The organism is Sunxiuqinia rutila, from assembly GCF_050589705.1.
Classification (GTDB): domain Bacteria; phylum Bacteroidota; class Bacteroidia; order Bacteroidales; family Prolixibacteraceae; genus Sunxiuqinia; species Sunxiuqinia rutila.
Genome location: NZ_JBNGOT010000001.1, coordinates 114,859 through 139,469, shown reverse-complemented (window position 1 = coordinate 139,469; position 24,611 = coordinate 114,859). Strand labels below are relative to the sequence as shown.

Annotated in this window: 12 protein-coding genes; all 12 read right to left on the bottom strand. The window is 41.9% G+C overall.

Annotated features, from left to right (window positions below; genetic code table 11):
• Nucleotides 1-25: 25 nt before the first annotated feature.
• The 12 genes from ACRD6K_RS00525 to lacZ4 all read right to left on the bottom strand — a co-directional run bounded on the left by ACRD6K_RS00525 (nucleotide 26) and on the right by lacZ4 (nucleotide 24,450).
• Nucleotides 26-1,099, bottom strand: a complete 1,074-nt coding sequence (locus ACRD6K_RS00525) for a glycoside hydrolase family 88 protein (RefSeq protein WP_299581735.1) — start codon at nucleotides 1,097-1,099, stop codon at nucleotides 26-28.
• A gap of 261 nt (nucleotides 1,100-1,360) precedes the next feature.
• Nucleotides 1,361-2,500 (bottom strand): glycoside hydrolase family protein, encoded by a 1,140-nt coding sequence (locus ACRD6K_RS00520; protein ID WP_299581732.1) that lies wholly within the window; start codon nucleotides 2,498-2,500, stop codon nucleotides 1,361-1,363.
• Nucleotides 2,501-2,539: 39 nt separating this feature from the next.
• Nucleotides 2,540-3,982, bottom strand: a complete 1,443-nt coding sequence (locus ACRD6K_RS00515; RefSeq protein WP_430971648.1) for an alpha-L-fucosidase — start codon at nucleotides 3,980-3,982, stop codon at nucleotides 2,540-2,542.
• Between the two features lie 86 nt (nucleotides 3,983-4,068).
• Nucleotides 4,069-5,664 carry a beta-N-acetylhexosaminidase gene (locus tag ACRD6K_RS00510; protein WP_299581726.1) on the bottom strand — a complete coding sequence of 532 codons (1,596 nt, stop codon included), beginning with the start codon at nucleotides 5,662-5,664 and terminating at the stop codon, nucleotides 4,069-4,071.
• Between the two features lie 82 nt (nucleotides 5,665-5,746).
• Nucleotides 5,747-7,432 (bottom strand): alginate lyase family protein, encoded by a 1,686-nt coding sequence (locus tag ACRD6K_RS00505; protein WP_299581724.1) that lies wholly within the window; start codon nucleotides 7,430-7,432, stop codon nucleotides 5,747-5,749.
• A gap of 279 nt (nucleotides 7,433-7,711) precedes the next feature.
• A complete protein-coding gene (locus ACRD6K_RS00500; protein ID WP_299581720.1) occupies nucleotides 7,712-9,412 on the bottom strand; it encodes an SUMF1/EgtB/PvdO family nonheme iron enzyme in 1,701 nt (566 codons plus the stop codon).
• Between the two features lie 59 nt (nucleotides 9,413-9,471).
• Nucleotides 9,472-11,148 (bottom strand): RagB/SusD family nutrient uptake outer membrane protein, encoded by a 1,677-nt coding sequence (locus ACRD6K_RS00495; RefSeq protein WP_299581717.1) that lies wholly within the window; start codon nucleotides 11,146-11,148, stop codon nucleotides 9,472-9,474.
• 11 nt (nucleotides 11,149-11,159) lie between these two features.
• Nucleotides 11,160-14,135 (bottom strand): SusC/RagA family TonB-linked outer membrane protein, encoded by a 2,976-nt coding sequence (locus tag ACRD6K_RS00490; protein WP_299581714.1) that lies wholly within the window; start codon nucleotides 14,133-14,135, stop codon nucleotides 11,160-11,162.
• A gap of 19 nt (nucleotides 14,136-14,154) precedes the next feature.
• The gene (locus ACRD6K_RS00485; protein WP_430971647.1) at nucleotides 14,155-16,176 is read right to left on the bottom strand and encodes a RagB/SusD family nutrient uptake outer membrane protein; all 2,022 of its coding nucleotides are present in this window, start codon (nucleotides 16,174-16,176) and stop codon (nucleotides 14,155-14,157) included.
• A 31-nt stretch (nucleotides 16,177-16,207) separates the two neighbouring features.
• Nucleotides 16,208-19,402: a SusC/RagA family TonB-linked outer membrane protein gene (locus tag ACRD6K_RS00480; protein ID WP_430971646.1), complete on the bottom strand. Its 3,195-nt coding sequence runs from the start codon at nucleotides 19,400-19,402 to the stop codon at nucleotides 16,208-16,210.
• A 649-nt stretch (nucleotides 19,403-20,051) separates the two neighbouring features.
• A complete protein-coding gene (locus ACRD6K_RS00475) occupies nucleotides 20,052-22,427 on the bottom strand; it encodes a glycosyl hydrolase family 95 catalytic domain-containing protein (RefSeq protein ID WP_430971645.1) in 2,376 nt (791 codons plus the stop codon).
• Nucleotides 22,428-22,431: 4 nt separating this feature from the next.
• Nucleotides 22,432-24,450: a beta-glucuronidase LacZ4 gene (gene lacZ4, locus ACRD6K_RS00470; protein ID WP_430971644.1), complete on the bottom strand. Its 2,019-nt coding sequence runs from the start codon at nucleotides 24,448-24,450 to the stop codon at nucleotides 22,432-22,434.
• Nucleotides 24,451-24,611 lie beyond the last annotated feature (161 nt).

Genomic DNA, 24,611 nt, shown 5'->3' with positions numbered 1-24,611 from the left:
GGCGGATGGGAGTGAAACAGATTAATTATTGTTCTAATTCCCTAAACCGTTTGAGTGCTTCAAGGAAATAGTAATCAGCATAATTGAGAGGTACATCAATTTCGGCTCCATGAGGAATGCTTCCTACTGAGTGTTTTAATAAAAAGAAATTGTTTTCTCCTAACTTTGCTCTGTAGACCGACGAGGCCAATGATTCCATTATCTTTTTCGCTTTTACAAGATAAAGCTCCCTGTTTTCAGAGAAACCGCTAAGTTCGTACAAGGCAGACGCCGTTATAGCAGCGGCTGAAGCATCGCGCAACTCATTAGGAACATTCGGTGCATTGTAATCCCAAAACGGCACTAAGTCATCCGGTAAACTTGGTGAGCTAAAAATGAAATTAGCTATTTCTTCGGCCACCTTAAGATACCTGGGATCCTTTGTTTCGCGATAACACACTGTGTAGCCGTACAAGCCCCAGGCTTGCCCTCTGGCCCAGGCCGAATCATCGGAATACCCCTGCGCGGTATTTTTCTGACGCACATCCCCGGTAATAGTATCATAGTCAACAACATGCCACGAGCTAAAATCCTCCCTGAACTGGTTTATTAAAGTAGTGTTAGCATGCTGTACTGCAATGTTATAAAAAGTGGAATCACCACTCAGGCGCGTGGCATTAAACAACAGTTCGAGGTTCATCATGTTGTCTATAATGACCGGACATTCCCAACCACGCTGCGACATCCATCCGTTTGTGGTATTCCACGATTGTATAACGCCTGCTCCGGGTCTGAATCGGGTTGATAACGACTTAGCTGCCTGGACAATCACGTTGGCATACTTCTCTTTTTTGTTTAATCGGTATGCATTGCCATAACTACATCCGATCATGAAACCCACATCGTGATGCCACTTCAGGTATTGCACACTCTCCAACGATTCAGTTAATTCAGTCCCGTAATCGATCCATTTCTGCTCGCCAGTTAGTTCATACATATACCACATCGTACCAGGAAAAAAGCCACTTGTCCAACATTGCGGATTCACATAGCGGGTAGTCCCATCCTCATTAATTGTTCTTGGATTCAACACCTTATTGGTTTTACGAATTGCATCCAATTGCAATCCGATTTGACCAGATGCAAATTCTATATTCTCTTCTATAAAAGTTTGATTTGCATTTTCCTTCTTACATCCGAAAAAGACTCCTATGGAAATCAAAATAAAAAAAAGCTGTCCCAAAAATCTCATAACACTATTTATAATTATCAATTTCTATTTTTCGCACTTTTCACGACTTTAAACTTAGCAAACCGTCTTTGTGGTTTCTTTCACCATCGTTGCACATCGCTTCAATGCCGTACTTTAGAACGGTCGAACCTATTTCAGAGGCAATACCATATTCCACGATTTTGTAGAACGATTAAAGCCTCCCGGACCATCCATTGTGGCAAAGAACAAGTGCGTAAGTCTTCCCTGCTCAATTAATCCAAAAGGCCTTTCCAGTTGTCCCATTTTAACGGCCTGTCCATCGCTCCAGTTGATGACACGTTCATAGGCCAGAGGCTGATCATCTACCATCCAGTTGATTGCATCAACAGAGTGTGCCATTACACCCGCATGATGATGTCCTGTGATTTCACCGTACTGGTCTTTGGCAATCATATGATACCCATTTTCATCTTTCCAAATGAAAGGATCTTCTATAACACCAAATTTGTCTTTACTAAATACAGGTTCGTCAGAAACCACCTTTAGCGGGCTGTTAATGTCGGGAGCCATGGCCATACCAATGAACATTCTGCTTTGGAAAGGATACTTATCACCATAAGCTCTCGATTTAAACATCAGCACCACACTTCCATCCTCGTTAATCCAAGGCGATGGATTTGAAGTTAGGAAGCTGTAAAAAGAATCGGGTTTTGTGTTTAAAGCAGGTGCATCACGACGCTCCCAGGGTCCATATGGACTTTTAGAGGTAGCAATGCCAATGCGTTTATTGGAACGCGCGACAATCGGATAAGCAGTACCCAGTTTCAATGTATCCGGATTGGTAACATCATCAAAGGGGTGAGTTGATCCGGTGTAAAACATGACGTATAAATCCTTGTAGCGCAATACCCTTGGATTATGGGCAGAGCGCCCGTCCCAATATTGCGCACCCCGGGCACCAAGAGCCACATCGCTAAACTCAAAGGGGCCTTCGGAATTGTCAGAAGTAGCGTGTACAATTTCTGAATCAGTCATCCAGCCTGGATGAAAAGGCAATTTTTTGGGCCAACGGCTAGCATACATGTGATACAAGCCATCGTCGCCTTTCACTACTGAACTCCCCCAAACCCAGTAATCTTCCATCTCAAAACCACCTCCCACAGGAGCCTCGCCAATGCGATCGTACACCAGGTTTGTCCATTCCGGCATTTCGGTTTCTTCATTGGTTTTCGTCCCTGAACATCCCGTCAATAAGAACATGGCGCTAAGGACGAGGATACCAATAGTTGTGATTCTCTCAATTTTCATTGTAACAGTATTAAAAAGCAGTCTGGTACACCAAACCACTTATCCGTTAGATTTACTAAATCTAATTCTGAAACCAATCACCGGTACTTCTTCAATTGGATTATCTGATACCTCAAGTATTAATCCCTCCTTTGATTGTTTCCACTTTATCTTTTTTGATGTTCCCAGCATTTCAACATCTTCAATTTCACTGACTTTACCGGCTACCAGAGCTTTAATGCATACTTCAGAGCTTACAGGGCTGCACACATAGGCATACACATTATTTCCCTTTGATGTAAAGCGAACTTCCGGAAAAATCTGCTTCGATGTTGCATCATTTACAGCATCTTTCATAGTGTTTTTATCATCGTGCTTTTGAAGCGTATGCTCGCTGATTTTATTATCAAGTCGCTCATTAGCCACATGCCACGGCTGTGTACCATAAACTCCTTCTGCATTGAGCTTCATCCATTCACCAATCTTTTCTAAGCTGATAAGCGTCTGCTCCGTCATATCGCCTTTAGCTGTAGGCCCATTATTAAGCAAGAAATTACCTCCTTTACTCACTATTTCGAGCAGCTGACGTACCATTAGCTCCGGGCTTTTGTAAGCTGTATCATACTCTACAAACCCCCAGTTGCGACTCATTGTAATACATGATTCCCAAAGGCTGGTATCTCCTTTTTGTACAATGTTTTGTTCGTGAACGTTGTAATCGCCTTTCCCGTTTCCGATGCGGCTATTGATAATGCATTCGGGCTGAATCGTTAATATAAAATTACGCAGCTCTTCGCTTTCGGCTTCACTGATTAATCCGGGCGTATCGAACCATAAAACGTCAACTTTTCCGTATTGGGTGAGCAGTTCTCGTACCTGAGGTTTAACTTTTCGTTCAAAATACTTGTTAAACACCTTTTTATCCTCATCAGGATAGTCCCAGGTATTACTTCTCCCTCCCTTAACCGGCCAGTTGGTCGGCACATCCGGATCTTGCCAGTCGCGCCCCAGGGAATAATAAAACCCAAGCCTGATGCCATGTTTATGACAAGCAGCAGCCAATTCTTTCATTGGATCTTTTGCATATGGCGTGCAATCTACAATGTCATAATCACTCGAAGGTGAATTATAAAGGGCAAAACCATCATGATGCTTGGCGGTAATAACCAGGTATTTCATCCCGGCATTTTTTGCGGTCAACACCCACTCTTCGGCATTGTAGTTAACCGGGTTAAAGTCGTCAGCAATAGTGGCATACTCTTTCCAGGGAATACGTTCGTAAAGCATAAAATGCTCAAACCCTGTTGCCTTCCTATCTTTCCAATATCCGGCTGTTTTTGAATATAAGCCCCAGTGAATAAACATGCCAAACTTGGCATCCTCCCACCATGTCAGCTTATTACTTATTTCACTCTTATTTTCTTTTGTTCCGCCATCTGTACCCGCATTTACCCAAAAACAAGAATTAAGCACGAAGATGGCCAATGTAATAATCCGTTTCATATAATAGCTGTTTTATAATCCAACAACCGAATTCGAACTGACAACTCGCATCCAGTTTAAAAATTAGAAATGCAGAATTAATCACCTTAGTGTTTCTCTTCACTCACCCCATTGATTTCTGAGATACGCTCCGGACGAAGCGGATCAAACAGGCTAATATTCTGCCCCTCGAAAAATGTAATTAACCAGCCAAGGCGACTATTAAAGCCCTCATAATCTTTGTTTCGTTCCTTGGTCCAGGCTGCTTCAGCCAGTGCCGACAAACGTGGGAATATCATGAACTCAAGTCGTTCGACAGTATGCATGGTTTCCGTCCATACATTGGCCTGAATTCCTTTAACAAAGTCACTTTTATAAAACTGACCACCTGTCATTTCCTCATTGGGGAAAGCATATACGTCTTCAATAGGACAAAATCCCCCCCATCGTCTTCCGTCCTGGTGCGAATCATGCTGCACAAAATCAAAATAAAGCGGTCTGCGAGGACACATAATTGTTGCGTACTCCTTATCAACCGCCGTCTGTAACATTTGTGGCTTATCGTGTCGCCACCACATTACCCAGGTATGCTCGTTTCTTAAACCCGCATTCGTCACTTCGTCCCATCCCATTACTGTTTTCCCAATGCATTTAACCGAATCGGCCATCCGGTTTAAAAAGTAATGCTCTACATCAACCAGGTCTTTCAAGCCCTCTCTTTTCATCAGATCCTGTACTTCAGGAAAACTTGCCCACTGTTGATTACCATAGTGCACTTCATCACCTCCGATATGGATAAATTCAGAAGGGAATAAAACAGCCACTTCCTTAAGGATATTGGTCAGAAACTGGTATGTTCCTTCTTTGCCCGGGTGAAAGGTGAAATCAGGGTTTCTTTCTGAACCACCTCCGCCAAATTCGGGATATGCTCTAACAGCAGCCGTTGCATGACCGGGCATATCTATTTCAGGGATAATTTCGATAAAACGTTCGGCTGCATACTCAATTATTTCTTTAATCTCGTTTTGGGTATAAAACCTGACGGGTGCATTCTTATCCCATTTGGTTCCGGCACCACCCACTTCGGTTAACAAAGGATATTGTTTTATTTCGATACGCCATGCGGGCTCATCTGTCAGGTGCCAGTGAAACTTGTTTAGTTTTTGCAGCGCCATCATGTCCAGTATCTTTTTCACTTCTTCCATACCAAAGAAATGACGAGACTCATCGAGCATAAAACCGCGCCACTCATAGCGTGGACTATCATCTACCACACCACAGGGAATGGATGTATTACCCTTTTGCTGCGCATTAATAAGCAACTGAAGGAGTGACTGCAGCCCGTAAAACGTTCCTTCCGAAGCGTTTGCTTCAATAACAATTTCGTCCGGTTCAATTACCAAACGATAAGCTTCTTTGGCTGTTACTTCGCTTGATCTGACCAGCTTAACCCGCGCGTTTTGTTTCTTTTGACGCACATTGATATTGGCATAGCTCTTGGCCTGTGTCGTAAATACCCTGACTATATCATCGAACCCATCTGCATCTGTTGACACGGTTAACCGATTGGTAAAATCGAAGTGCCCCTTTTTAGCCTCATAATGATTGGGATAAGGAACTATTATTGTGCTATTCTCTTGCGCAAAACCAATTACTACTGCCAAAAAAATAAGCGAAACCATCAGCAAAATACGCTTCTTCATTCTTTTAATTATTTAAATTTCTATTCATACAGGAAACATAGCGACATTGGTTTACCCACCTACCATAATCGCCATAGCACTGCTAGTTTGCAGGCTGAAGACTATTCATCCAATAATTAAAAGTCCGCCCGTATTTATTCATCGATGTTATCTTCAGCACATATTCGGCACATTTAGTGTCAATATACCGGAGCTCATCCAAAACGTATACTGTTCCCATTGGGTTATAAGGCTTGTTGTAATCGTTGCGGTCCTTATCCGGAGCCCACTCGGTATTCACAAACTCCAGGTGAACATAATTCTCGGTATCCATCATATATGGTTCCCAGAACTTCACACAACTTTCGATGGAACTTCCTTTTTTGTTCTGCAACTGATAAAGCGCTGTGGCAGCTGCTTTATCTTTGTACATGCCAGCTGCCTTTAATATACGCGCATAAAAAAGCAGGTTGTATGAATGATAAGCAAACGCATCGCGGTTAACAAAGTCATGAGAAACACCATTTTCCAGAATATTGAGCTCAATGTGACTTTTCAAGTTATCCACAGAGGTATTATAGAGTGTTTCATCGTCTAATATCTGAGAAAAATAAAACAGGAAATTGATTCGTATCGTATTCCAGTTGTTTTCGAGCAGGTTGCCGGTAAAGCTCAATTGCTTATAATAGTCAGCCCGCTTACGTATCCAGCCATCAATTGCGACACGATCCTGCTCACCAATGTGTTGTCTTATTACCGAGTAAGCTTCATACAAAGGAGTTATTAACGATTCACGCGGAGTATGCTCGGTGGGCTCATTAATACTCGCCCATGCTTTTATTAAAGCGGTTGCTTTTTGAAGGTATAAACCGGCTTGTTCACTTTTTTTATCCATGAACATCCAATCAACTGCAATGGCGTAAATATTTTGGGCATTTTCCTTTGCAGTTGCCTGGTTTTCCTGGGTTAATTGTTGTACGGCGTATGGTTCACTTGTCATGGCGGCATTGGCCACTTCTGTAATCCATTTGTTAAACGCGCTCCTCGCTGCACCTGATTCTTCCAGCTCTTTCACCGCGGCATTGTACATCTCCAAATCAGCCACTAAGTTTGACAAGTAAGGCATTACTGCATTGACAATGATGGTATACTTATTATTTGTCACACCATCCTGCGCGGTAACGGTAAATTCAACAGGAGATGAAAAATCCTGTGGACCTTGCGGTGAATAGGTAGCCTTGGCAGACACCTCCAATTCAGGCGTCAAACGGGTTAAATCAGCACCGGCAGGCATTGTTACATATATTGTACTTCCATCTTTTACAATTTCAACAGCCTCGCTAAGCTGAAAAGATACCAGGTTGCACAACTCGCTGTTTGAGATAGTAAAACTCACTGAACTATTGGCAATTGATGTTATCTCTGAACCAGCGATCAGTTGGACCTCTCCTTTAGTCATCTGCGCATCACCCAGCTGAAATTTTTTTGCCAGAACAGTTTGCCCTTTCTGAAAGGTTATCGTCTTTTCAAAATCATTGAAATAATTCGAAATATCTACACCATCACCATCGCTAATGGCAATAGAAATTGGGATATCCAATTTTGCGGGTGTACCATACACCGAGCTAAACACTACTTCGAGACTATCTCCGGAAACAAGACTCTTTTCTTCCAGAGCCATTTTTAAAGGAATCGCAGCAATCGGCTTGTCCTTTTCCAAAATCTCATCTTGACCACATGCAGCGATAAAGCAAGCTGCGATAACTACTACCCATACAAGATATTTCATAATTTCTCTACTTAAAAAAACAACTACACTAGTTATTTCTATTAACAATATTGACTAGCTAACGAATAAACCATCTTATAATCAGTTCGATTCTTATCTGCCCCCATTGAGGATTCACAAACTCCAGATCAATGCTTTCTCATTTATTCTATAAAGTATTCAATAACAAGCTATCCATAACCTTTTCCCGACCAACACAATATTCATGAGTATTTGATCGAATCATAAAGAAATAAGAGTTGGTATCCCTCAAAATACCAACCCTTATAGATAAACATTCTACTTATTACGAACAATTCTAAATCCAATCGACATATGGTTTGGATTAACGCCAAACGCCTTACCGCGTTCCCACAATTCCATCTCACCATCTGTTGGACGAGTCCAATAGGCTCCTCCGCGAGTCACTTTATCAGTACCCGCTTCAGGCCCCATAGGATCTGTAGTTGGGTTTGCTGGATGCTCACCGCCAGACCAATCCCAACACCATTCTCTCACATTACCCAACATATCGTAAATACCTAGCTCGTTGGCTTTAAAGTTTGCACCAGGATGTGGTTCTCCCCAGTTATTATAAACTTTTGTCGCATTAGCTTGTACCCATCCAAGCTCTGTTGCCACATCACCACCTGGATAAATGTATCCAAGAGATTGGTTTCCTCCACGTGCTATGAATTCCCATTCTGCTTCAGTTGGCAAACGGTAACCTTTACCGTTAGGATCATTGATGGTTACAGTTGCTGAAGAAATACGACCAGTTGCCTCAGTCACTACATCTGATATTGTATAATATGGTTCTAAGCCATGCTCAATACTCAGCTTATTAGTAAAGTCACAAGCATCAAACCATGACAAGCAAGTCATAGGAATAGTTGGTCCGGCAGGTTTCCATCTCCAGCCTTGAACACTGGCTCTGTCTTCGCCTAATAAATTACCATACTCTCCCCACGTAATCTCTAAAGTACTTACGAATAGATCTTTAGAAATAGTAGCTTCAAACATAGAGGCTCCTCCGGCTCCCATCGTAAAGGTGCCTCCTTCAACAAATACCATTAGCGGCGTAACTGCTTTTTCAACAATGTTTACGCTATATTCCTGCGTTGTCACTCCATCTTCAGCGGTTACCGTATAAGTGTCTCCCACTTTTTCATATGTGGCTCCATAGGCAACTGTCAGTGAACCGGTCAACTCAGCAGCATTGGTTCCTGTTGGCACATTTACATTGATTACCCGGTTAGCCTGATCGATAACAGCAGGGTAATTACCAAGTATGAATGATTCGATAACAGCTTTATCATTTTTAGCATACTTAACAGAAACGGTGTATCCCTTTTTAGTTTCACCATCTTGCGCTGTAATGGTATACTCAACCGGAGATGAAAAATCCTGCTTACCTTCCGGTGAATATGTTGCATCGAGCGATACTTCCAACACTGGCTCCAAAGCTGTCAGATCAGCACCGTATACCATGTATACCAAAACAGTGCGATCTTCCTGGTTAATCTCGGCCTCTCTGCCATCAAGAAGAAAAGAGTTCAGGTTACACGATGGATTATTGGTAATCGTTAAAGGAATCTTTTCGCTAGTAATAGTGTTCGTTTCACAACTGGCACCCAGCTCCACATTAATTTTAGCCATTTTAAGTTTACTGACTGAATAGTTTTTAGTAAGTGATTTCTCACCTCTTGGAAAAACAACCGTTTCAATAAACCCCAGAAAGTGCTGAGAAGCATCTTCTCCGTTTGCATTGCTTACCGACAGTGTAATTTCAATGTCTTTACCGGCAACAGCGTCTTCCTCAACATCGAAAACAATACTTAGGCTGTCACCCGAAACCAGTACATCATTCTTCACTGTCATTTTTAAGGCAACATCTTCCTTTTCCTGACTATTATGCAATATATCTTCTTTGTTACATCCGTAGATAAAAGCCACTGCAGCAATGGTCAATATCCATATATAGCTTAATTTTTTCTTCATAATTAAACTTTTTAAAATTTTGTAATACAGATACAGAGATAGCTCTGCACCTGTAATTTTTACCAATTTTTACCTGGTTTCAAATTTGGATTAATATTCAACTCACTTTGATTTATCGGATAGAAGTAATATTTATCCTCCCATAGACGAGTGCTATTATCTACTTCTTTTGTGTAGATAAATGAACCATCAACTGCTTTCTCAATCTTCATTGTTTTTATCGCAACGGTAGCATCTCCAATCATCCAGCGTCGAACATCCCAGAAACGGTGATCTTCAAAAGCCAACTCTACCATGCGCTCTTTTCGATACTGAGCGGTAAAATCCTCCAGAGATAAAGCATTTGAAATAACATCGATGGTTAAGCCTTTGCGTGTGCGCACCTTATTAATCGCATCAACAGCTGAAAGCGGCAAGTCAGCATCAGTACCTGACACACCATTGATTTGGCTGGCTGCTTCTGCATAATTCAAATACACTTCCCCTAAACGAAACAGGATCCAAACCATTTTATGCTGTGTGGTACCAACCGGATTAAGGTTGGTGTTTTTCATCGCATATTTTTTCAGGTAATAGCCGGTTGGAGTGGCACCTTTGTTTGGCAAACCATCTTTTCCGCCAAAGAAAATATCCATGGTTTCGTTATAGGCCCATTCCGACTGATTGACCACCACGGTTTGTTGCAGACGCTGATCGCGATTAGCATATGGATTGGCCGGATCGTAAGTAAAGCCAGATTGCATGTCGTAAGCATCGACCAGGTTCTGTGTCGGACAATTACCTGTTTTTCCACCTTCTACTGAAATCGGAAAATTTTCTCGCTCAAACGAGTTTGTTGCACCTTTCATGATATTAGCTATAACTTCAGGGCATTTTGCATGTGTATCGCCTTCTGAGTTCCACAAATCCGAGTACTCGATAGAAGACAAGCTAACACCGTTGGCTTCCATTGTGTTAATGATGGATAACGAAGCCAAGCCAGACGAACGTAACAGATCCAGGTCATAAGTACCATTGTTGTGTAAGGGGCTGGCTGCATATAACAGTACGCGTGCTTCCAAGGCCTTTGCAAACAACCTTGTAACACGACCGGTTTGTTTACTATACTCATTAACATCATAGGTATCGGGCAGATAATCAGAACAAGTATGACTCTCGCTGGCAATCCATTCCAACACTTTTTTGGCATCAGTTTGCGACACACTATTAACTTCCTCCTTGTTAAGCACATCAGTAACCAAAGGCACATTGCCATAGCGTTTAACCAATTCGAAGTAAAAGTAAGCACGCAGGGCTCTTACTTCCCATTTCAGATTTTTAAAGTTGGTATACAATCTTTCATAATCCTCATTGTACAGATACTCTTCAAACTCCTTATCTGCCGCTTTTTCAAGAAAGTTGTTACACACAAAGATGCCCTGGTAAAAATGGCCCCATTGATCATCGACCGTATTAAAAGACGACCAACTGCCATTATAGTATTTATGAATATAACTTGCAGGCCAGGCATACTGCGATTCATCGCAACCAGAAGAACGCATGGCCGATCCAAAATTATCCTGTAAATAAGTGTAACAGTTTAAACCTGCGGAGGTGGCTCGCTGCAGATTACTAAATGCCAACTCTTCATTGAGAGTATCTGTTTCGCTATACTCCAGGAAGTCGTTGCAGGCAGTAAACGTCAACATCACTGCACTAAGCAGTAATACTATTTTGTGTTTATATTTATTTTTCATACTTCAGTCTATTAGAAATTGATCTTCACTCCAAGATTAACAGAACTATACACTGGGAAATTAAGCCCAAAGGCCTCAGCATCACCAACTCTCATTTTATCGATCGAAAACAGGTTATAGCCCCTGGCAAAGACTGTGGCGTTGCCCAGCTTTACACGTTCAACCCATTGTTTTGGCAGTGTATAGTAAATCTCGGCTGTCCTAAGTTTTAGATAGGATAAATCTTGCAACCAAATAGTTGAGGCCACATTATTGTTTTCATTTAGCGCGTTTGTTAAACGTGGGTACAATGCATCCTGATTTGTCTCAGTCCAGCGATTATCGTAATAATGCTGCGATATATTCTTATTATTAACCAACGGACGGTAAATACCATCTGCTTGCATGATGGCACTGTGGTTAGCGGTTCCCTGGAACAGAAGATTGATACCTAGCTTACGATACTCAACATTCAAATCCAATGAAAAATACATTTCGGGTACAATTGAATTATTGCCAATAGCAATTCTATCGTATTGGTCGATAATGCCATTATCATCCTGATCCTTGTATTTTATATCTCCGGGCTGCACTTCTGAGAAAGTTTGAACAGGACTATTATCAATATCAGCCTGATCTTTGAAAAAACCTATCGATTCGTAACCAAAGATCTGACCAACCGGATGTCCGGTAGCCCTGTTAAAATCATTCTTCCATACTTGCTCGTTGTTATTAATTATTTCACTTCTTGTAAAAGTGAAATGTCCCATCGCCGAATATTTAAGGTCACCTTTTGCGCCTGTATATCCTAATCCTAACTCAACGCCTTTGTAAGCATATTCTGCACTGTTCGTCATGCCCGGGGCAATACCAATGACTGATGAAACAATATTCTTGCTTTCAATCAATTGGTCATACTTCTTAATGTCAAACACATCAACACTCACATTCATACCACCGAAGAATGTACCTTCAGCACCAACATTGACACTTCGGGTTTTAGGATAAGTAAGATTAACCACTGGTAAGCTACCGGGCTCAATAGTACCCACTCCCTGGAAGTTTCCAAATAAATAGCTTTTACCTGTTTGATAGTATACTTTGTACAGATCAAAGTTCATGTTATCACTTCCGGTAATACCCCAGGAAGCATTTACTTTCAGGTAATCAATGGACTCGCTGTTTTTAGCAAAGTCTTCTTGCGAAACAACCCATCCGGCAGAAATGGCAGGGAAATAGCCCCACTTTCTACGGGGGTTCAACACGTTAGAAGAGCCAACTGAGAATGTAGCATCCAGCAAATATTTATTATCATAGCCATACGAAGCATACAAGACATTATTTACCCGGTTAAACATTTTGTGCTGCCCGTAACCGGAATAACTCGATATCTCAAAGATATATCCACCACCTACGGTTGACTTGTTAAACATGCGTTTGTAATCGAGCTGTCCCTGACCGGTAAGTTTTCTCCACTGATCGATGGTGCCTGCATTCCACTCCTGAAAGTTGGTCATGCGCTCTCCAATCAGGTTATATTCAAGATCAGTTGGGTTACCATCATTATCAAATACAGGCGTAATTGTCTCTGTTTGGTAAGTTCTATACTTTTTCTCTCTAATAACAGAATAAGAGTCCATACCAAACCTGGCACTAGCATTCAGACCTTTGGTAATCGCATCAAGGTTTTGCTTAATATTTATATTGGCATAAAGAGTACGCGTATGAAACCTTGTAAAACCGGCTGTCGATAATTCAGCAACCGGATTGGTTTTCCAGGTTGTGCTGGCTCCCCAATTACCATTTTCGGTTTTAATTGGAAATGCTCCGGCAGGTGTATTATAAATACTTTTCATCAGGTCCGATTCACTTAGCATTCCCCGGCTGTTCTCCTGTAGCTTACCCAGCATGTTAATTGTCAACAGTGTATTTCTTGATATGTTGACATCTACATTGGTGCGTACATTCAGGTTTGAATATTTGAACTGGTTCGGGATTGAAGGATCAGGCGCGTCGAGCTTAATAAAACTTTCATCAGTATCATAGGCAACCGCCCCATAGAAACGAGTTATGCCATTACCGCCTCTAACTTGTACATTGTAGGAGTTAGAGTGAGCTACATCCTTAAATAGCTCATTGGCCCAGTTTACATTGCTATAAATTCCGGGCTGACTTCCATCTCTGTAGGCATTAAGCTGATACTGGTTGAATTCAGGTGCTAACCCATCATTGGCTAATGCTTCGTTCATGGCACTCGCATAGGTGAAAGCATCAACCATTGGAATAGTTGACTTGGCAAACTTAACCCCATGGTCGTATTTAAGATCAATCTCCATGGTATTGTATTTACCTTTTTTGGTATTTACCAACAAAACACCATTTGCTCCACGCATGCCATAAATAGCTTGCGATGCTGCGTCTTTTAACAAGGTTACTGACTCAATTTCCTCCACGGTCAGTCCATCAAGATCACGTTCGAAACCATCCACCAAGACCAAAGGATGTCCTAAACCGCGATAGTTCAATCTAGCCTGGTTTTCGGCAACCGTTCCACTTTTCTGTAACACACTAAGCCCCAACAACTCGCCAAACAATGCATTGGACGCATTCACTTTTGAGTCGTTCTTCTCCAGATCTTCTGCAAATACAGTATGAGCAGATGCTGCAGTGTTTTTTGTTGCGTTAATTAAATCATAACCACGGTTCACCGGGCTCGTTTCCAAGCCCATAGCAATCACAAGGCTATCCGATAATATTACTGACTTAGAAAAATTATCAGCTGAATTAATAACTGCTTCAGAATTTTCTGTGGCAGCAATAGTATACTCACCATTCCTGTCAGTAGTCGCTTTAACATCAGGATACTGCACCAAATAAATCAATGCTCCTGAAACTGGTTTTCCTTTTGCATCCAACACACGGCCCGTCAGTTCGTCTGCATTGGCATACTTTTGAACTGCAAATACAAGGAAAAGCCCAATAATAAATTTAAAATATCTTGTCTTCATAAATTCAACTTTTTACTGCTTACCAGCCTGGGTTTTGAGTTAAACCATAGCTCTTATTTAATTCAGTTGTTGGGAAAGCTGACAAATACCATTTAGGCTCCCACATCGACCCGTGTGCATCTTTATTGATAGCAGTTTCGGCATCACCAGGATAAATTTTAATAATTTGTTCTTTACCAGACTCGCCATCCTGAACAAAGCGCTTTCTTATCTGGAATTCATTAAATACAAATGAGACATTATCATCTACTATTGTACTGTCATCTTTTTTATATCTCCATATTAATAAGCCAGACAAACGCTTTTTGAAGTCTTCGGCACAACGCCAGCGGATTAAATCGTAGAAACGTACATCCTCAAGCGCTAATTCACATTTTCTTTCTCTCAAGATTTCTTTTAATAAAAACTCATCAGCTGGTGCCGCCACACTGAAATCAGGATGTGTTACATCAATGGCACTTCGTGTTGGATTGGCTTCCAACAAGCCCTTAAGTCCAACGCGGGCACGCACTGCATCCACCCATGGATAAGCTTCACCTGAACGGCCAACCATTGTCAGTGCCTCTGCATAGCTTAGATAAATCTCAGCTATTCGTAATTCAGGCCAATGGATTGTACGACCATCATATTCTCCAGCAAAGTCAAGCGTGAACTTATAATTTGTAAAGCCTGATGCCGCCAACCCTTTGTCCGTCTTAACCTGCGATCCATCTTCTTTATCGCCACGGTGAGATCCCCCCATATACCCTTCAAACAATCTCCCGTTATGGTAGGTCTTACCGGTTATGTTACTTACTTCATACAGGCGAGGGTCGCGATCAGCGAAAGGATCAACATATGTACCATTGTCCAAGGCCATCTGCTGTTCCGCGTTGGTCCTTTTCCATGGCATATCTGCTTCCAGGAAAGGTGTTCCATCTGCTTTTGGATAGGCATTCAATCCGGTTAATGTCGGTAACATACCATTCCAACGTACCCATATGGTTGGGAAATAATAATAATCCCATTTAGAAGGTGATTTATCAGCTCTTCGCACTGAGATAAGCATTCCGGGGTTACTTCTGTTGTAATAGCCTTCGCGATAGCCTTCACGATATGATTGCAGATCAGTACCTGTAGGCTGATTCAGGTAGTATGTACCTGTGTTTGGCGCAATACCTCCATTAAGTGTAAAGAAATCTTCGCAAGCCTTCACCACATCTTGCCAGCGACTGGCATCATAACTACCATAGGTTGTTTGCAAGTTGCTAACCGATTCGTTTCCAGATGTATTCCAAGTATCTGAAGAATTAAACAACGGACTAGCAGCAAACAGCAACACCCTTACCTTTAATCCCTTTGCTCCAGCAGCTGTAAATCTGCCCGCCCATGCTCCTATCTCATCATTACTCAACTGCCAGGGAAGAGCACTTGCCGCTTCATCACACAAATTGGTAATAAAACTTACAGTTTCCTCTACGGTAGCACGTTCAATATTAGTATCATCAGCAGGCTGATATGCCTTTTTCAACAATGGTAGACCTCCAAAATGACGAAACATATTCGCATAATGGCTTGCGATTATCATCTTGGCCTCTCCAACTAGCCTTTCTTTCTCTCCTTGCTCGAAATTTGGTACTTTATCAACATTTTCAATAAAAGTATAGGCATAACGTATTCCTTTCCATCTCTCGGGTTTTGTATAATATCCTTTTGAGTCATTATATTCCCTTGATGGATTCATTTGACCAGAATAATAAACCGATGTTCCACGCGACTGATTCAAAAAACTCTCGTAATCATCTCCTAAAGAGTTTAATCCTTCCAGATTATGAAAATAGGTAGTCCTATCGGTTAAGCCATAATACAGTGTAGCATATGCATTCCATAGCACACCTTTAGCACTAACCGCATCACTAAATACGGTATCAATCGAAATATCTCCACTGGGTTTTTTTACCAGAAAGTCATCTCCTACTTCAAATTCATCAACACACGATGTTGCAAACAAGCCGGCAACAATGGCACCAACAAACAGCAATCTATATATTATTGTTTTCATTTTACAAACATTTTTATCTGTTAATTACTACCTAGAAACTAAGGTTAACCCCAAGGTTGTATACAGCCATTACCGGATAAGCAGGATTTAGTGCTGTTGTGCGAGATTCCGGATCCAGTACTTTCAATTTATCAAATGTCAACACATTTTGTCCGGCAACGAAAACGTTAAACTTACTAATCCCCAGACCCTTTATAAACTGAGACTGAATATCATAACCTATACGGAAGTTCTTCAATCTGATATAGCTGGCATCTCGAATCCAAAGATCAGAGACCATGCTATTATTTGGCAATGAACTCATTGAAGCACGTGGCAACGTAGCTGTCTCTGCTGTCTCTGGTGTCCATCGGTTATCAAACTGCTCTTGCATTAATGAGCGGTTACCTGTAGGTCCTAGTGGCTCGCGGTAGGCACCTGCCAACACACGTGAAACACCGGTAGCACCATTCCATTGCATGGAAAAGGATAAGTTTTTCCACTCAAAACCCATATTTAAACCTGCTGTAAAGCGTGGGTTGTTTGTGTTACCAATAGCAACCATATCATTGCTATCAATAGCGCCATCACCATTAATATCCTCATACACACAGTCTCCTTCTGCTATAGAAGGCTGCACTTCTTTAGCATCTACTCCGTTGTTATTAAGCATACCTTCCTGGTAGAATCCAATAAATTTATATCCGAATGGTTGACCCTCCTCATATCCTGTGCGCAAGGTCCAAGGATTTTCAGGATTTGGTACCTCGTCCATAAAGGTAACAATGCGCTTAGCATATGAACCATTAAAAGATACATTGTAAGAAACCTCATTAACACGTGATTTCCAACCGATATTAAATTCCCATCCGGTGATCTCTCTTGACCCCATGTTGACCTCTGGTGGTGTAAAGGCTACAAAAGTTGGGTAAGTCTGACGAGCAATTAAGATATCATCGCGTTCTTCATTAAAGTAATCTAAATAAATAGATAATTTACTGTCTAAGAATCGCATATCTACCCCGTAATTCTGCTTATGAGCCGTTTCCCATGTAGTAAATTCATCATGAATTTTACCTTCATTGTAACCACCATACCACGTTCCCCCTGATACATCTCCAAATCGATAGCCACCAGATGAAGTCCATGAATTAGGAACGTATCCAAATCGATATCTGTAATCATTGTATCGCCGGTCTTTACCAACAATACCATATGAAGCACGTAGTTTCAGGTAATTAATAATATTATTATCTTTCAGAAAGTCTTCTTCAGTTACAGTCCAACCAACAGAAACAGAAGGGAACGTTCCATAACGGCGATCGCGGTGAAAGTTCTCAGAACCGTTATACCCCACACTTAAATCGACCATGTAACGGGTGTCGTAATCGTAAGTAATACGTCCTACCAAGCCCACATAACCAGCCGGCAAATCCTGATTAACAGCATTTGCAGGATAATAAATACGCCTGGCATTATACATAGCTAAGGCCGATAGATTATGCCCACCAAAGCTTCGTTTAAAGTTTAGGGCTGCTTCGGTATAAAAATCACGCCCTTTACCAACACCAGTGTTGAACTCGGTTTGTCCATCATCTCCATCTTTAATCAGAATAACTTCTTCGCCTTCCTCTTCAGTATATGGCACATCTTGCAGCCATGGAATATCTTTTCGTAACCAAGGTGTGTATTTAGGACGTTGTGTCTTAAAGGTCTTCCACTGCTCATACGCACTATTATAAGAACCTTTCACACTTAATTCCAAACCCTTAGTGACAAAGTCAAGCCTCTGCTTCAGATTAAAATCGAGATTTAGTACGTTTTTAGACCTAGACGTTGTACCAAGTCCTGCAAATCCCATAGCATGACCTGCAAGAGGAACATACAAATCTTGGTTACCTATAATCACCTTACCATCAATGATACCAGCGCCACCAATTGGGTTCGCTTCTTTAAATGAACGAAAAAATTCACCTCCTTTATAGGCATTGGGTTCGTTGCGATTTTCAAGACGGGCACCAATATTTACTGACATGGTAGTGCTCGATGTAATTTCAAAATCGAGGTTGCTTCTCAAATTGTAACGTCGGTAGGTAAAGTTCCCGTTAGATTCAAGCTCATCATTTCCATTAAAAATACCATCCTGACTAAGCATTCCCATAGAGGTAAAGTATTTAACTCTTTTTGAGCCTCCACTTACATTCATATTATGCTGATGCTGAATTGCATAATCATCAAAAAACATCTCCTGCCAATCTGTATCGGGATATAATAATGCATTTCTGTTAGGATCATCATATTGAGCCAATGTTTCCTCAGAATAGGTAGGTGACTGCCCATCATTTGAGTTGGCTTCATTCACATAAGTCATAAAGTCTCTGGCATTCACATATTTACCTAAGCTGGTTGGTACCTGTGCCCCAACTGACGAGTTTACATGAATTTTAGCAGACCCTCCCTGCCCTCGTCGGGTGGTTATTAAAATCACCCCGTTGGCTCCTCGCACTCCAAACACAGCTGTTGAAGATGCATCTTTTAATACAGTTACATTGGCAATTTCGTTCGGATCAATTTGAGAGAATGATCTTTCAACACCATCCACTAACACTAAGGGATTCGCTTCACCACGGATATAAATTTGCGCGGCATCTGAACCTGGCTGACCTGAATACTGTACAGCCGACACTCCCGTCATGTTACCAGCCAGCATATTGCTAACCGAAGCGACAGGCATTCTTCCCAACTCTTCAGTATCCATTGACGAGATAGCGCCCGTGATAGTCACTTTCTTTTGAGTACCATACGCGATAACAGCTACTTCGTCAAGCGCTGTTACTGAACTAACCAGGACACAATTGATAACCATTTGATCACCAATTACAACCTCCTTCGTTTCCATTCCGATAAATGAGAAAACTAAAACACCACCGTTCTCCGGAACTTTAAGCTGATAACTACCGTCTGGTTGAGTTACCGTACCGGTAGTTGTGCCCTTTAAAAACACAGTTACACCTGGCAGTGTTAGCCCTTGCCCATCTTTAACTACACCTGTCATTACCCGGCTAGGCTCTTGAAAAACTGTTCTATCAGTCTGACTTCCTGACTCCCTGAAACCATCACCGCTAGAATAATTGGCTATTGCTGATGTATGGAACAAACTCCATCCCAGAAACAGCAAGCTAAACTTCAATTTATTGGAAACAAACTTTTTTAGTCGAAACCAATAAACAATTTTGTTTTTTTTCATAAATGGTTAATTAGAATTATACTTTAAAAAATGAAAACTAAACACCGCTTTACTTCCGCTAAGTTTCCATTCTTTAATTTCAAACATATATGAAGCGCTCCCAAGACTTTTGCACTTGTGAGTTTAGTTTTGAGACACATGCTGCATGTTTTCACTATTGTTTCACAGTTGCAACATCCTCGACAGCGGCATTTAACTTTTTTTAGAATTTCTAAGCTTTAATAAGATTCTTCTTATTGCCATTAAGTTTTTTCGGTGCTCACCGAAAAAACGGAGCCTATTACCAAGTTTAGAAACGCCCCTAGAGAACACATTGGCACAGGCATAGATAATGAAAGAACAGCAGGCTGTTTTGGGTTATTAAATCGGTGAGACTGACGGAGAGGGAACTCATGGGCTATATGTCCCGTACCTTGGTGCGAATAAAACAATGATTATCCAATGGGATACCTTGCCAGCTTGCTGCGAGCAGTCTCATTAATAAAGGTACCTCGTGTCAGAAAGCCAAAAGACCAGACAATATACCTACAAGAAAAACACTGGTAATGAAAATGAAAAATCCCCACGATCATTGATCGTGAGGATTGGAAGTAGTTCTATGTTTTTTGCAGTTATCTTCTTAAAAGCAAGCGCTTATTCAATGCTTCAACTATAAAAACACCACTTCTTTCGTTTCGCCAGATTTCATATCAACCGGCATCTCCTTTGATTGATATACCAAAGAAACCTGTCCATCCCTGAAAGCTTTTACCTGCACTTTTGTGATTTTACCTTCCGACCAGGTCATACCTAATTCATAGTTTCCCCTTGCCCTGAGTCCACTAACTGTACCCTCCTGCCATTGTTGAGGCAATGCGGGCAACAAGCGAATGATACCTGGCTCATGCGACTGCAACAACATTTCAGCCATTCCGGCCGTAACGCCCAGGTTGCCATCTATCTGAAAAATACGTGGCGGATGCAAATCAAACAGATTATTGGTCATTTGCTCTTTTAGCAGTGCATTGATGTGTTTATACGATTCATCGCCATCCAACAGGCGCGCATAAAAATTAACCATCCAGGCACGGCTCCAACCTGTTTGTCCGCCACCAAATGACAGCCGCCTCTCTATCGTTTTCCGCGCAGCAGCAAATAATTCCGGCTTCGAAGGATTTATTTGAGTAGATGGATACAAGCCATAGAGGTGTGAGATATGTCTATGCCCAGGCTGAGCTTCTTCGTAATCCTGAATCCATTCCATGATGGTACCATTGGCGCCAATGTTAATCTCAGGCAGCTTAAGCAGTACTGACTTTATCTCTGCGGTGAGATTTGATTCTCCAAGTAACTGCTCTGCTTCCAAACAACTGTTTAGTACATCACGAATGATCTGAATATCTACAGAAGAAGCCACTGTGTTAGACAATACCTTCCCAGTTTCGGGATCTATATATTCATTCTCAGGCGAATAAGATGGAGCTGTTACCAACACCCCGTTTTCGTCCTCCTGAAGAAAGTCCATGATAAAACGAGCCGACCCTTTTAGCATTGGATAAACGGTTTCGCGTAAATACTGCTCGTCACGGGTAAACTGATAATGCCTCCACAATGTCTGTGTCATCCAGGCTCCTGCCAAAGGAAAGCTATAACCGACACTTATCTGATAAAAAGCATTTGAAGCAGAAGGTGTGGTCCGTCCGAACACATTACTGCTTGCATGAAACATCCATCCTTCAGAACCAATGAATTCGCGGGCTGTTTCTTTCCCATTAACCGCCAGTCGGGTTAAGTATTCAGATAACGGCCTGACAGTTTCAGGGAGATTGCAAACATCAGCCGGCCAGTAATTCATTTGTAAATTAATATTCATATGGTAATCCGACTCCCAGGCCGCCCACATATCCTTGTTCCAAATCCCCTGGAGGTTAGCTGGCAAGTTGGCTTTGCCTGCCGAACTGGTTATTAACATGTATCGTCCGTATTGAAATAATAATTGCTGCAAATACACGTCGTCGCCCCCAGCTTTTAATGCATCCAGGCGCTTGTCTGTAGGAATGGTGTCCACTACCATCTTGGCCAGATCCAGGTTCACGCGCTTATATAATTCGGAATGAACTTTCACATGGGCTTCTTTCAATTCGGCATACGTGAATGTCTCAGCCTTTTCAATGTCCTCTGCAACTTTTTCAGAGGCATCAATGGATTCGTCAAAATTAAGCCCGGCCAAATTGTAATTAGTGGCGGCACCAAACAGAATAGTAAATGAGGAAACCTCCTTTATCTGACAGGCCTCATCGTTTCGCACAATTTCAGCACCATCGGTAATTATTTTGGCACGGCCTGCAAATTTCATGTGGTAGCCACCTTTTCCGGACCCTCCAATATTATCATCATAACCGTCAGGATCATCAAAAATCTGCCCTTGAATAACAACACCGTCCGCTACAGCCTTTGTTCGCACATCTTTTTTACGGTTAAACGCCACTTCGGCATTCACTTTCTGACCGTCCAGACTTTTAAAATGATAAACCAACACATCGTGCTCCATGGATACAAAGGTTTCCCTACGGAAGCGTTTTCCCCCTACTTCATACTCTACAGTGGCAACGCCTGTGTTCAAGTCAATTTCCCGGCGATAATTCTGCCCGTCAGAGTGATCAAAGCCGATATACAGGTCACCAAATGGTTCGTATGATCTAAAGCCGGTTGGGCTGGTAACTAAATACTTACTCGCATATCCATATGCTTGTTCAAACTTCCCCTCCAAGTTTAGTTTTTGAAAGTGCTTATAGTGTTTCTGGACATCCTCCGGATAGGGTTGTTCAGGGCATCCGGCCCACAAACTTTCCTCATTGAGCTGCAAATGCTCGCGATTTATACCCCCATTTACCATAGCACCTATGCGCCCGTTACCAATTGGCAAGGCCTCAAACCACTCTTTTGCCGGCTGCTTGTACCAAAGCTTTTCAGTAAAATCCTGTGGTTGTTCACAAGCCACTAATACCAATACACCCAAGGCAAACAGCAATACTCTCCTCTTCATCTATTTAATTATTAACCTGTAAATTAATGTAAACCGTATCTATTAATTCCTTTCCCGCTTTGGCGATTATTTCGTTCATGCCAGGCTTTAAGGTCACATCGAAATAGAAGCGTGCATAATCACCGGTGGCTGTACCTACTTTCGTTCCATTTACCCATAGCTCCACTCGCTTTTGATTGGAATACACTTTAATGGTTTGTGCTGCTTTTGTCCGATTCACGATGCGTCGTTCGGCCACGTAAACCATTGGTTCGGTCTGGTTCCAGTTAGCTTTATAAAAGTAGAAAGCGTCTTTTCTATCTTTCCGGTCAAAAGTCACCAAGCCTTTGTCATTCTTCCCCGGCACTTCCCCTTCGGTGCGATGCGCTCCTCCAAAATCAAACAGATTCCAAATGAATGTTCCCCATAGGAAAGGGCGTTGATCGATAGCTACCCAATGGCCTTCGTGAAAATGCGTTTGCCAGTTTTCCGGGTGCCAGAAACTATTGGGAGCAGGCTGAATCAGTTCTTCCTGCTGATGATACAAGCTCGCTCCTGCACCGTATTCACTTACTCCAATAGGTGTTGAAGGCATTTGCTTGTGTTGATTATCGGCCCAGGCTCCAATAGAAGAGGGGTTTCCGCCGTACCAGCCATAATACTTGTTCCAGGCAATAATGTCTGTAATTGTATTTAAAGCACCTCCCTGGTTACTTGCAGCCACAGTTATTCGCGACGGATCCTCGGAATGAGAGAGTTCATGCAGCTCCTTTACATACTCAACAGGATTATCTCCTTGTTCCTTCAGCTCATTAAACAAACCCCACATAACAATCGAAGGATGGTTGATTTGCTGACGTATCATCTCCAGCAGTTGCTGCTTACCATTTTCTTTAAAAGAAGCCTGATTTACAAATCCTTTGTCGCGATACCCACCTGGACCTACAAAAGGAATTTCACTCCAAACAATAAAACCTTTCTCATCTAACAAGCGGTACACTTGCGGATCTTGCGGATAATGAGACAAGCGCACTGCATTGGCTCCGATCTCTTCCATAATGGCGATGTCTTCGGCATGGTGCAGGTACGAAACGGCATTTCCCAGCTCTGGTCTGTCCTGATGCCGACACACACCTTTTAGCTGTAAATGCTCACCATTCAAAAAGAAGCCCTTATCTGGATCAACATGAAAAAAGCGCAAACCCAATGGTTGAACAACCTCATCCACAACATTTCCCTGCTTAATCAACTGTGTTCGCACAGTGTACAAATAGGGATCTTTTCGCCCATTCCAAAGGCGCGGTTCCTGCATCTCGAAAGGAATAGCTACCTCACCAGTTTGGTTCTTATCCGGAGACACGGAAACAGACTTATCGAGTATGATTTTACCGCTATGATCTTCAACCATTAAACGCACAACAGACTCTGAATACCCCAATGTTTTAACAACTGCATTTACCCGGGCTTTGCTTGATGACACTTCCTGCTGATGAAGGTAAACTCCTTTAGAGCCATAGTCCAGCAACGATATAAGATCGGTATCGGTTATATACAGTTCTACATCGCGGTATATGCCGCCGTACATATTAAAATCGCCTAACAAAGGCATGATATCCAGTTGCGGCGCATTATTGACACGAATCCAAAGCATATTATCTTCGCCATAATTGACAAAATCAGTTATTTCAAATGCAAAAGCAGTGTAACCACCACGATGCTCGCCTACATGTTTACCGTTGATAAACACATTGGCCACCGTATTGACCCCGAGAAAACGAACAAACAATCGCTTTCCTTTCCAGCTTTCTTCCACTTTAAGTGTCCGCTCGTAATTACCTAGTCCCCGATAATAATCAACATTGCCTCCCAATGCATCTTTGGTATTCCACGTGTGAGGCAGATTTATTTCTGTAAATACATTTTTTCGCACTTCATATCCATAGGTGAAACGCCACTTGTCATTAATCACCATCTGCTCTCGTTGTCCTGATGCTATTGTTATAAAACCAACAATTAACAACAGTAATAAAAAAGATTTCTTCATATCTTGTTGTGTTTATTTTTCTCTTACAGGGTCCTAAATAAAGACAAGAATTTCTTGCATACATTCAATTGTCATCTCTGCAACTTCTTTATTTTGCTCTTTTTTCATCTTTAAGAATATTAACATAAGACCATCTAGACAGATACGCGACAAACGCGGAT